We start from the raw sequence: 12112 nt of genomic DNA, 5'->3' as shown, positions 1-12112 counted from the left end.
ATGTTGAGGATGGATAAAAGTCGGAATTGGGAAGCTGCGATAGAAGGTATGAGTCAAATCGTGATTCATGCCAACCCACACAATGAGCCTGTAACTATTGAAGGGTCTTCAGACGGTTGGATATGTATCGGAGTGGGGACAGATGCAGCTGTCTTTCGAAGTATAGATTTTCCGGATTTAGCGTTTAAATTATATGCAGAAGAGAAAATAGCCAAGAAAGAAATAGAACAGAATGTGTACAAGCAGTTAGGTGAGAATCGATTTTTCCCGAAATTTCATGGTGCTGGAGACAGATTTCTTGTACTGAACTACGAAGAAGGGACGACACTGTATGACTGTCTGTTACAGGGAATTCCGATTCCACCCCAAGTTATAGAGGATGTCGAGGCAGCCAGGGACTTTATCAAATCAAGAGATTTAAATCCGCGGGATATTCATTTAAAAAACATTCTTCTACAAGGCGGTCATGCCAAAATATTGGATGTATCGGAATATGTCAATCCGGGCAATGATTTTAGATGGGAATATCTTAAACGCGGGTATGAAGAGTACTATCAATATATCGAGGGAAGGCCGATTCCTTTTTGGCTGATGAATATGACCAGGAAATGGTACAACCAAACGAGCGAGCAGCAATTCGTGTTCGAAGACTTTATGAGAAAGATCACCAAACTTACGATATTCTGGCGCTCTTGAGATAATGAAAAAGCAGAGATACGGAATCTCTGCTTTTGTAACGTTATTATAAAGTTTCTTTCGCGTTTTCTTCATCCAGCGCTTTTTTCAAGAATTCGATTAATTGATCTTTCATGTCTGGATCCTGTAACGCCATTTCGATGGTGCTTTGAATAAAGCCATATTTTTCCCCAACGTCAAATCTTTTCCCTTCAAAGTTATAAGCGTACACTTTTTGGATTTGATTTAGATGTTGGATAGCATCGGTCAATTGGATTTCTCCACCTGCACCCTTTTCCTGGTTTTCAAGGTAATCAAAGATTTCCGGTGTAAGAATATATCTTCCCATGATAGCAAGATTAGACGGCGCAGTACCTTTTTCAGGCTTCTCTACAAAGCTGGAAACTTCATACATACGGCCATCTTCCTTGGATGGATCAATAATACCATATCGGTGGGTTTGATCTTCTGGTACAGACTGTACACCAATTACGGACGAAGATGTACGGTCATACGTATCCATTAACTGGCGGAGACAAGGTGTTTCGGATTGGACAATATCATCACCTAGCAAGACAGCAAACGGTTCATTGCCGATGAACTTTCTTGCACTCCATACAGCATGTCCAAGCCCTTGAGGCTCTTTCTGTCTGATATAGTGAATATCGACATCACCAGTTTCCTTAACCTTTTCAAGCAGATCATATTTTTCTTTTCTGCGAAGGTTTTCTTCCAATTCAAAAGCATGATCAAAGTGGTCTTCGATTGCTCTTTTACCTTTACCTGTAACGATGATAATGTCTTCTATTCCAGAAGCGATTGCTTCCTCCACAATGTATTGAATAGTCGGTTTATCAACGATTGGCAGCATTTCTTTCGGCATTGCTTTCGTAGCCGGTAAAAACCTTGTACCCAAACCGGCAGCTGGAATGATTGCTTTTTTGATTTTACTCAACTTTCTCTCTCCCTTGCATATTTTTTTCTAACCATCTATTCCCCATTATCCGAAGGGAAAAACACCCCCTGCTCTTTTGGCAGGGAGCTCTCTTTTAATTTAGCATATTTATTGATCAGTCTATACCTAAAGCTGACAAAATGTCGGTTGCCCAGCGGTCCACGTCATATGTCATGACCCGCTCACGCATTGCTTTCATACGCTTATTTTGTTCTTCCTGAGAAGCATTCCATGCATTCATCACGACCTCTTTCATGCCATCGATATCATGCGGGTTGCATAACCATGCTTCTTTCAATTCCTGAGCAGCGCCTGCAAATTCACTTAATACAAGATTACCATCCGAATGAATTCTGGAAGCTACATACTCTTTACAAACGAGGTTCATCCCGTCCCGGATCGGAGTGACCATCATTAAGTCGGCCATCCGGAACAAGGCAGCCAATTCTTCACGGTTCAGAGAACGGGGGATATAATCCACGGCAGGTCGTCCGAATCGACCGAACTCCCCATTGATTCCACCGACTTCTCTCTCCACTTCTTCCCGCAGCCTGGCGTAACTTTCGACCCTTTCCCTTGATGGCGGAGCCACTTGAACTAATAATACCTCTTCAGGGTCAATCATGCCATCGGCAAGTAATTCTCGATACACTTTCAGCCTCCGGTCGATCCCTTTTGTATAATCAAGTCTGTCTACCCCCAATAGGATCCGGCGGTTGCCGCCTATTTCGGATAAATACTTGTGCATCCGCTTCTCAACTTTGGAAGAACGGGCAATCTCGTCGTATTCTTTACTATTTATAGAAATAGGATAATCATCAACTAAGACTTTACGCCCGTCTTCCGCTTTAACCATGTTGTCTTCTGTCGAAAGTCCTAAAAAGGCTTCTGTTAAATCCAGAAAGTTGCGGGCAGCGCCTTGGACTTGGAAACCAACCAGGTCTGCACCCAGCAGACCTTCAAGAATGCTTTGGCGCCATGGCAATTGAGCAAATAGCTCTTTAGGAGGGAATGGGATATGAAGGAAAAACCCTATCCTTAAATCCGGGCGAAGTTCCCGAAGCATCTTCGGAACAAGTTGCAGTTGATAATCCTGAACGAACACTGTACCACCTTCTGCCGCCTCGGCTGCAGCAGCATCGGCAAATCGTTGGTTCACTTCTACATAGCGGTCCCACCATTTGCGGTCATAAGTAGGTGTCACAATGGCATCATGATAAAGCGGCCATAAGGTAGAATTGGAGAATCCCTCATAATAGTCCTCCACATCTTCTGCTGTCAATTCTACAGGAACAATATTCATTCCGTCTTCTTTAAACGGTGCGGGCGGTTTCTCCGTTCCACCGGCCCAACCGATCCAGGCACCTTCCCGTTTTTGCAGCATAGGCTGTAATGCTGTTACAAGCCCACCCGGTGAGCGTCTCCAAGTAACAGTCCCATCCGCTTCCACCTTGCTGTCTACCGGTAGACGGTTAGCTAGTACAATAAAGGTTGAACCTTTTTTTTCTTGTTTTTTATTTTCTTTTTTAGTAAATTGGACATTCAATTGTTTTTTGCTGTGTTTATTGACGCTTTCTTTCTCTAGAAAAGCAGTACTATTATAAGTATCTGTATCATATATGGTATTATCGGAACTATATGACTGCTTTTTTATCGCGGATGAACCGTCAAATAACTCACCTGTCTCCTTCTCTCTCTTATTCATCTGTCCATCCTCCTCATTATTTCAAAATTAAATCATATCAATAACTGATAATAGGCATATACCCTAGTGAATTTGCTGGTAAACTAATTTCATGGTCATTTCATGCAAATGGTAATATTTAACTACGGTGTTAAAAAACAATGGGGTTTTGGAGAGAAATTGGAGTATTTCTGGCGGGATTATTATTAATAACTCAAGCATCTTATTGTAGGAATTTAACAGTTAACAATCAGTATAAATCAAAAAACTGAATAGTTGAATATTTGTGACAGATTTTCTTACAATCGAGTTTGGAAGTCCATATAAAATGAAGGGGATCGATACCCCCTTCATTTTATATTAGTCCTCATCCTTTACATCAATGTCCTCAGGGATCGGCTGATTATAATATTCTGCCTGGGCACTTTTATAATTTTCCAACTGTTCAAAATGTGTCTGGAACTGTTCCTTGTAAATAAGATACTGAGCTCCATCATGGATAAACCTTATGCGTCTTTGAAGAATCAATGTTTCTATTTTATTGACTGGGAGATCCAAATATTCTGCGGTCTCATCAATGGTCATATACATCTTGTCTCCTCCTTTCCAGTCAGTGCTTCACAGATCGTTCAGAGCAATTACTTCACCAGTAGATGCATCTACACTATAGTGGCAATCTAACAACCCACATAAGACATACTTTTTCTGCTCCTGATCATATACGTAATAGGGCTCCAATTCGAGTAAACCTTTTAATTTTCCATATGCCTGCTCTTTGCTTATTTCGATTTTATCAGGTAATTCAAATCCCTCATATATCTTGAACATCTCCCGGTTATCCATATAATTGATCGCCTGGAAGTTTCTATCAATCATGATGAGGAGCTTCGATTTAAATACAAGGCAATCATCCCCATCCTTTGTTAAAATGGCTTGTATGTACCCTCTTTCGCGGTGAAGAGTTTCTACAAACCATCTACCGGACTCATTCGGATATTCCTGACTCATCATCTTTTTCACAGCTTCCATACATTGCTCCTGTTCCTGTTCAGTAATCGGAAAGGAATCTGGTGATGGCTCGGAAGAAAATGCCTGCGCTGTTGAGATGCTTTCAAGCCAATTGATTTCCTTTCTAATAAACGGCTGTCTGACTGGGTTGTCCCAATATAAAACTTCATCTATTTTCACATAAGCACTCACGTCCGCTAAAACATCAAAAAGGATGAGAGCCATAGTGTGATTGGTAATAAACACCTCATCCATTGCATACACAGCGAACAGTTTCTTTCGTTCATGGGAAGGAAACCGAACCAACTTAAACTGATTATGTGCAAGATGCATCAATTCATTACGAGTCAGTGTAAATGTTTCTTTTCTTACCAGTTCCACAGAAGGGAAATAACCATGCACAGCAAAAAAGGTGAGTTTTCCTTCCTTATTGAATTTTATTTCGATTATTCCTCCAGGGTATACCTTAATTCCATTTATGCTTCCCTTAAAGATTAATTCCCCTTCTTCTTCTTTATCTAAATGGAACTGTTCCCCATATACAAGCCCTGTTTCTTGTTCTACCCAGCCGATTACTTCCTCCTTGTATTGACCGGAGATATGGATCCCCTCGCTGGCATAAGTTTTTCCCATGACAAAAATAACACTTGTTACTTTCCTGGTATGTATTTCTATTTCAATGACTGCTGTTCCCGGTGGGTTGGTTCCGTCCTCTCCTAGTTCCACAACATGATCAGGAAACCATTCCATATCAAGTGTATAAATTGTTTCATTCAGGTAATTAACACGGCGACAGAGCTGGCGCCTCTTTAGATAGTAATTTTTTAAACCAAACTTCTTCCGGGTAAAATCGATTAATTCCGCAATCCTTCTATCTTCCACCAACTTACCACCTCGATATCGTGTTCTTAAATCAATTATAGTGTAACAAACTTTCTCCAACGTTTTTTGAAACCCGCTAAAAAGAAAGAGACTGCCCCTCATTAAGTATATAACGTTTAGGACAGCCCTTCCCTGTGTCATTCAGCTTCCATCGCTTCCATCTTCGTTACATGCACAGTGCCTCGAGGATGTTCGGGCGGAGCATAAATGGAATAAAGCTTTAATGGTATGTTTCCAGTGTTAGTAAGGTTATGCCATGTACCGGCCGGTATCATAATAGCAAAATCATCAACGACATGCCGTTGGAAGTCCAGATTATCTCTTCTTTTTCCCATTTGCACTATACCTTGGCCTTGTTCTACTCGCAAGAACTGGTCGACATCTGGATGAATTTCCAACCCGATATCTTCTCCGGGCTGCAGACTCATCAGCGTCACTTGTAAATGTTTCCCCGTCCAGATAGCTGTACGGTAGTTGTTATTCTGCTTAGTAACCTTATTGATATCAACTACGTATGGTGCTGGCCCATAATCCTGTAACCAATGATGATTCCCATCCCATGAAGAGTAATGACTTTGCCCGGCATGATAAGGGTATGCCGGCGTCCGCGGATAATCTGTGGTTGGTCCCCCCATTGGGTGACCACAGCTCCAGAAATGCGGATGAACATAAGGAACGTAATGCATTTACCTCAGCTCCTTCTCATTCGAATAATGTATCCTATGCACAGTGGAAGCCGGGTGTCATTTTTCATTATAAGGTTTCACAAATGGTTTGTTATGTCCCTGCAAACTCCAAAACACTCTCTATTTATATGTGCGAAATAATATAGGAAAGGGTGATAACAATCATTAAGAAGGCAAACACAATCCCGATAGCAATTGCTATCACATTTGATTTCCAAGTATAGCCTTTCATGTCTAACTCCGAGGTGGAGCGATCCACCTTTCTAAAATGAAAAATAAGGCCGATATTTATCATTATTAAAAGAATGAAGGTCATGACAGATGTAAACAGCAAATCTAGATGAAAAACATTATCTGCTAAACCACGATTCCAATAAGATTGCAAAAACATTAATGCACTTAAAATCAAGTTCCAAACACACCCTGTTTTTCGGTGCTTGTACCACTCACTGCCCACTTTTTGTTTTTCGTAGATTGCTACTTTTTCATAAATAGGGAAAATTGATTTAGTAGAATCCCCCTTTATAAGTCCGATAACAGCTTGAATGAACAACAGCACCCCCAAAAAGAAGAAAAAATGAGCAAATGTTATTGTTAAAATATTTATGATTGTAAAAAAAGCTACCATTGCAATAAGCATCAGACCATTCGTAACGCCGGTTTGTTTCAATCTCATCTCATTTAACTCTTTTGGATTCAATTACATCCCTCTTTTCAAATAAATTAAGAAATCAAGATTTTTTCGCATAAAACCGAGCACTTGTAGAGGGGATGAATCTTATTTGATAATCTTCTCCAACTTCTCGCTTTAGCCTGCTTGCTAAAGCGGCTCCCTTTTGATTGAATTCATCCTCCATTAAAATTCCATCAGAAAACAATTTATCTTGGTCCCAATCAATCCATTGTCCATACAAACCACCCCAATCGGTCAATTCTTCTATTAATCTATTCGAAATTTTAATGGCTTCTATATCAAGGTTGCAACCGCATCTCACACACCAAATCGGGTCTGCACCAACATCCCCTTCCACTTTTATATCCTTTGTTTCTCCGCATTCACAACAACAGTTCATACATTTCATCTCTCCTTGGATATTACTGGCTGCCCGAAAGAATCAATTGCCTTAGTTGATTTGTCGTCGCCGTCGATGTTAGATAAGTTTCTCCTTCTCCCACCATATACATAAGGGTGCTTCTTTCACCCTCCTCCCCCAACCACAGATGAATAGCGTGAGCAGGAAACCCGCCGTCATATTCCACCATAACATCATACTCCGGCAAGTGTTTATTGATTTTTGATTGATGCTCCTTAACCGAGGTTTTAATTGCCTGTTCGACCGTTTTTATGGATTGTTCGTCTTGGAAGGAATAGATGATTTCTTCATTCATCTCCCCGGCCCCATTTGATATGGATATGTTGATTTCTTTTATCTTTTCATCTAACAAAACCATCGCACTTTCATGGTTTTGTTGACAACCTACAATAAGCGAAAAAACTTACTAGTATAAACAAAAAATATATAACCTTCACTGTCATCTCCCCTTAATAAACGTTCACTCCATATGTACGAATAACCTGATCAATTGGCCTCACTAAATTTGAGGCTGAACAAAGAAACATTTCAACTACACAAGAAAGGACCATTAATTGAATTTATTCAACGAAAGCCGCAATATGGTCTTCTAGATAGCAAAAATAAGACGGGTAAAAAGAAAAAGACCCCGAAATCGCAAGTATCCTTTGCGAAATCAGGGTCGGATGGCAAAATATTTTCATTCAACTGAAGAATGGTTTTTAATCAGGCTTTTTAACAATCTCCGCTACAGCTTCTATATGACCCGTTTGCGGGAACATGTCAACTGGCTGCACTTGTTTTGTTTCATAACCACCGTCTTCCAAGATCCGCAAATCTCTAGCCAATGTCGATGGATTACACGATACATAGACAATTCGCTCCGGCTGCATAGTCACCATTGCCTGTAGTAAATCCTCGTCACACCCTTTTCTCGGTGGATCGACAACAATGACATCTGGACGCAGTCCTTGTGCGTTCCACCATGGCATTACTTTTTCAGCTTCGCCCACATAGAAATCTGCGTTTTCAATCTTGTTTAACTTGGCATTTTCTTTTGCATCCGAAATAGCTTCTGGGACGATCTCCACCCCGTAAACCTTTTTGGCCTTTTGAGCAAGAAACAAGGAAATTGTACCGATACCACAATAAGCATCAATGACTGTTTCGGTACCGGTGAGGCTGGCATATTCCAGCGCTGTATCATACAAATGCTTTGTCTGCGGAGGGTTTACTTGATAAAAAGATTTTGCCGAAATGGCAAACTTGATATCCCCGATAGTGTCATAAATATACTTATTTCCCCACAGCACTTTTGTATTCTTTCCAAAAATGACGTTCGTTTTTTCTTTATTCACGTTATGGACGATAGACTTTATTTGCGGATAGGTTTCATGCAGTTCTTTTATTAATTCTTCTTGTTTCGGGAGTTTCTCTGTCCTGGTGATCAGCACGATCATCGTCTCACCGGTTTGCTGACCGGTTCTTACCATGATATGCCGGAGAACACCTTTATCATTTTCTTCACTGTAAGCCGTGATGCCTAAACGATCAGCGATTCTGCGGACTGCTTCAACCATTCGATCATTCACTTCATCTTGAATAACACATGTATCCATTCCTTCAATGATGTGATGGCTCCGTTTTTGGTAAAATCCGGTGATTAATTCTCCATCTCGTTCACCAACCGGAATTTGGACTTTATTCCGATACCTCCATGGATCATTCATCCCGATGGTTGGATGAACAGGAACATTTTCCAAGTGAGCAATTTTGCGTAATGCATTTTTTACCTGATTTTGTTTCATCTTCAACTGAAGGTCATAACTCATGTGCTGTAATTGGCATCCCCCGCATTGGATGTACACATCACAGGGTGGTTCGACACGATCAGGGCTGACTTCTGAAACATTCAGTAACTTACCGAATCCAAAGTTTTTGTTGACCTTTATCACTTTGACTTTGGCTTTTTCACCGGGCAGAGCATATGGAACAAACAATGGATAGCCATCCACTTTTCCGACTCCAGCCCCCTCATGGGTCAAATCCTGGAAGGTCAATTCTATTGTCTGGTTCTTTTTTACAGGTGGCTTTTGCTTAGCCATAACTATCATCGTCCTTCTTGTAAATTGCTGTCAAAAGTTTACCACACTTCGATTCAGAAAGGAAATTTAGCGGCATGTTTGCTGCACGTTTTGACAAGAACTATATTTCCTGGGAAATATGGTGTTATTTAGCGACAAATAGTAAGAGCCAAACCAGTGCTCCGTCTTTTGGAGAAGTTTGTCTTGCTGATATACTCTCTATCTACAAAAACCTCGCTATAGTAATTTTCACCCAACCGGCGTGAACACCCCTTAATTGTAGAGAGAGACTGCGACATAGTGAAGACTTCCTCTCCTACTGATTACAAATGACTGGTATGGAGTCAAATAGAAAAGGAACAGTCCGAAGACCCCACAGCTGGTGTGTTGCCAGCGAGGAGGCTGAAGCGCCCCCCACGGAAAGGGAGTATTTTTCCGCAACGCTGTATAGGAAGTCACGCTAGTTTATGTCGTAGTTTATGGACCTTGAAACACTGTCTTTTTCTATTTTTCTATAAGACGAGAAAAGAGACTTCCACTTGGGAAATCTCTTTTCTGATGGTTATTGTTTCTGAATTTTCCAGATGTCATTTGCGTATTCCTGAATGGTTCTGTCACTAGAGAATTTGCCGGAATGTGCGATATTTATCAAGCTCTTCGACAGCCAGGTATCTTTATCCCGGTATTCCTGATCGACTAGTTGTTGTGTCTCGGTGTAGGCGTCAAAATCTTTCAAAATAAAGTAAGGATCATTGTTATAAAGCAAGTGGTAATAAATATCCTTGAATTCGATTTCCTGTGAGCCGAATTCCCCACCATTTAACTGATTCATGATATCGGCTATACGCTCGTCTGTATTATAAATATCCCGGGCGACATATGCACCTGTCCGATAATATTCAAATACTTCCTCGGACTGCAAACCAAAAATAAAGATATTCGGGTCTCCTACCAGATTTTTAATCTCGATGTTGGCGCCATCTAAAGTGCCGATGGTAAGAGCACCATTCATCATCATCTTCATATTTCCTGTTCCAGAAGCCTCTTTTCCAGCAGTGGAGATTTGTTCGCTCAAATCCGCTGCAGGAATGATTCTTTCAGCGAGGCTCACATTATAATTTTCCAGAAAAATCACTTTCAGCTTACCTTTGATCTCTGGATCATGATTGACGATAGACGCCACCGTATTGATCAACTTGATGATTTCCTTGGCGAAATAATAACCCGGGGCAGCTTTGGCTCCAAATATAAATGTCCGTGGCGTGATATCCAACTGTGGATGGTTTTTTAATTCATTGTATAAATGGATTACATGGAAAATGTTGAGCAGTTGCCGTTTATATTCATGCAGACGTTTTATCTGAACATCAAATATAGAATTTTCATCTACTACAATCCCTGTTTTTTCATGAATAAAATTGGCCAATGATTCTTTGTTGGCCCGCTTAATTTGGCCAAGCTTGTCAAGAAACGGGCGGTCTTTGGAATAGCGAAGCAGGTTCGTCAGCTCATTAGGGCGGCTGATCCAGCGTGGCCCAATCGTTTCAGTTATCAAAGAAGTCAACTTCGGATTCACCTGCATCAGCCAACGGCGATGCGTGATACCATTTGTCTTGTTGTTGAATTTCTCCGGGTACAATGCATAGAAATTTTTCATTTCCTGCTTTTTAAGGATTTCTGTATGAAGTTTTGCCACTCCATTGACACTGAAACTGCCGACTACCGCCAGTCTTGCCATATGAATTTGATCATCTGCTATAATCGCCATTTCGGGAATTTTGTCCCTTAATTCCGGGTAGTCAAACCAAATCCCCTGGCAGAACCGCTCATTAATTTCGTCGATGATCATATACAAGCGCGGCAACAATGATTTAATCATATCTTTTGGCCATTTCTCGAGGGCCTCACTTAGTGTGGTATGGTTAGTATAGGCCACTACATTGGAAGTTATCTCCCAAGCCTTCTCCCAGCCGAACCCCTCTTCATCCATCAGAATCCTCATTAATTCCGGAACTGTGAGACTTGGATGGGTATCGTTGATCTGAATAACTACCTTTTCCGGTAAATGAGCGAGTGAACGCCGTACATTTTGCTTGTATTCTCGCAAAATGCTCTTCAAACTTGCTGATACCAGAAAATATTGCTGACGAATCCTTAAAATTTTCCCTTCATAGCTTGAATCGTCCGGATAAAGAAACCCGGAAATTTGCTCGATTGATCGATTATGCTCCAAATGATGATAATACTGGGCAGTGTGACTTGTTTGAAGGTCTGATTCCACTGCTGGTGACTCCGCACTCCACATACGCAAGGTATTGACCACTTGATTGTTATAGCCAACAACCGGTACATCATAAGGAACAGCCAAGACTTTATCCGTGTTCTCATGTCTAAACTCCAGCGATCCATTCCGCTTTTTGAACATGTGGACCTCTCCACCGAAGTGGACCTCGACAGCCTCTTCTGCCTTTCTGATTTCCCAAGGATATTCCTCTTTAAGCCAGTAGTCAGGCAGTTCTGTCTGATGGCCATTGATGAACCTTTGTTCAAACATTCCGTACCGGTACCTAATTCCGCATCCATGTCCTGGATAACTCAAAGAAGCCATTGATTCCAAAAAACAAGCAGCAAGCCGTCCAAGGCCCCCATTGCCAAGACCCGGGTCCTTTTCCTGGGCATATATGTCTTCAGGACTGTAACCTAATTTTACAATTGCTTCATTACATTCCTTTAAGAGGCCGATATTCAAAAGGTTACTTTCCACAAGGCGTCCAATCAAAAATTCCATCGATAAATAATAAATCTGTTTAGGCTGCTTTTGCTTATAGTTTTCTTCGGTCTGGGTCCAGCTTTTATTAATCTCTTCATTTACAATCGAACTGATCGCATAGTAAATATCCTTGTTGGTAGCATTTTCGATGGTTGTACCTCGCAGCAACTCCACTTTGCTCTTTATTTCATCCACTAATTCATCTATGGTCCGTTTCGTCAACGTCTTTTTCACTCCCTGCACACCGGTTAGAAACAAGTGTGTCGCTTTTAATAAAAAAACTTGGCAGTTACGC

11 protein-coding genes are annotated in these 12112 nt (G+C 41.1%); 1 reads left to right on the top strand and 10 read right to left on the bottom strand.

Annotation, left to right across the window (positions count from 1 at the left end; translation table 11 throughout):
• Positions 1-9: 9 nt before the first annotated feature.
• Positions 10-696: a serine/threonine protein kinase gene (locus tag CZ434_RS17395; protein WP_077624297.1), complete on the top strand. Its 687-nt coding sequence runs from the start codon at positions 10-12 to the stop codon at positions 694-696.
• A gap of 46 nt (positions 697-742) precedes the next feature.
• Here CZ434_RS17395 and galU read toward each other — a convergent pair whose 3' ends face one another.
• From galU to CZ434_RS17345, 10 genes are all read right to left on the bottom strand, one after another.
• Positions 743-1630, bottom strand: coding sequence for a UTP--glucose-1-phosphate uridylyltransferase GalU (galU, locus tag CZ434_RS17390; protein WP_077624296.1), 888 nt, complete (start codon positions 1628-1630; stop codon positions 743-745).
• Positions 1631-1745: 115 nt separating this feature from the next.
• Positions 1746-3335 (bottom strand): alpha,alpha-trehalose-phosphate synthase (UDP-forming), encoded by a 1590-nt coding sequence (locus CZ434_RS17385; protein WP_077624295.1) that lies wholly within the window; start codon positions 3333-3335, stop codon positions 1746-1748.
• A 339-nt stretch (positions 3336-3674) separates the two neighbouring features.
• Positions 3675-3905, bottom strand: coding sequence for an excisionase family DNA-binding protein (locus tag CZ434_RS17380; RefSeq protein ID WP_077624294.1), 231 nt, complete (start codon positions 3903-3905; stop codon positions 3675-3677).
• 27 nt (positions 3906-3932) lie between these two features.
• On the bottom strand, positions 3933-5204 hold the full coding sequence (locus tag CZ434_RS17375) for a hypothetical protein (protein WP_245831014.1): 1272 nt from the start codon (positions 5202-5204) through the stop codon (positions 3933-3935).
• Between the two features lie 137 nt (positions 5205-5341).
• Entirely contained in the window at positions 5342-5890 is a 549-nt protein-coding gene (locus CZ434_RS17370; RefSeq protein WP_077624293.1) for a cupin domain-containing protein, read from the bottom strand.
• 124 nt (positions 5891-6014) lie between these two features.
• Positions 6015-6590 (bottom strand): hypothetical protein, encoded by a 576-nt coding sequence (locus CZ434_RS17365; RefSeq protein WP_077624292.1) that lies wholly within the window; start codon positions 6588-6590, stop codon positions 6015-6017.
• A gap of 31 nt (positions 6591-6621) precedes the next feature.
• On the bottom strand, positions 6622-6963 hold the full coding sequence (locus CZ434_RS17360) for a hypothetical protein (protein WP_077624291.1): 342 nt from the start codon (positions 6961-6963) through the stop codon (positions 6622-6624).
• A gap of 22 nt (positions 6964-6985) precedes the next feature.
• Entirely contained in the window at positions 6986-7342 is a 357-nt protein-coding gene (locus tag CZ434_RS17355; RefSeq protein ID WP_077624290.1) for a YhfM domain-containing protein, read from the bottom strand.
• Between the two features lie 343 nt (positions 7343-7685).
• Positions 7686-9068, bottom strand: a complete 1383-nt coding sequence (gene rlmD / locus CZ434_RS17350) for a 23S rRNA (uracil(1939)-C(5))-methyltransferase RlmD (protein ID WP_077624289.1) — start codon at positions 9066-9068, stop codon at positions 7686-7688.
• 541 nt (positions 9069-9609) lie between these two features.
• Entirely contained in the window at positions 9610-12051 is a 2442-nt protein-coding gene (locus tag CZ434_RS17345) for a glycogen/starch/alpha-glucan phosphorylase (RefSeq protein ID WP_077624288.1), read from the bottom strand.
• Positions 12052-12112 lie beyond the last annotated feature (61 nt).

The organism is Sediminibacillus massiliensis, from assembly GCF_900156915.1.
Lineage (GTDB): Bacteria > Bacillota > Bacilli > Bacillales > Amphibacillaceae > Sediminibacillus_A > Sediminibacillus_A massiliensis.
The sequence above is the reverse complement of the archived record's forward strand: the minus strand, read 5'-3'. Positions and strand labels throughout refer to the sequence as shown.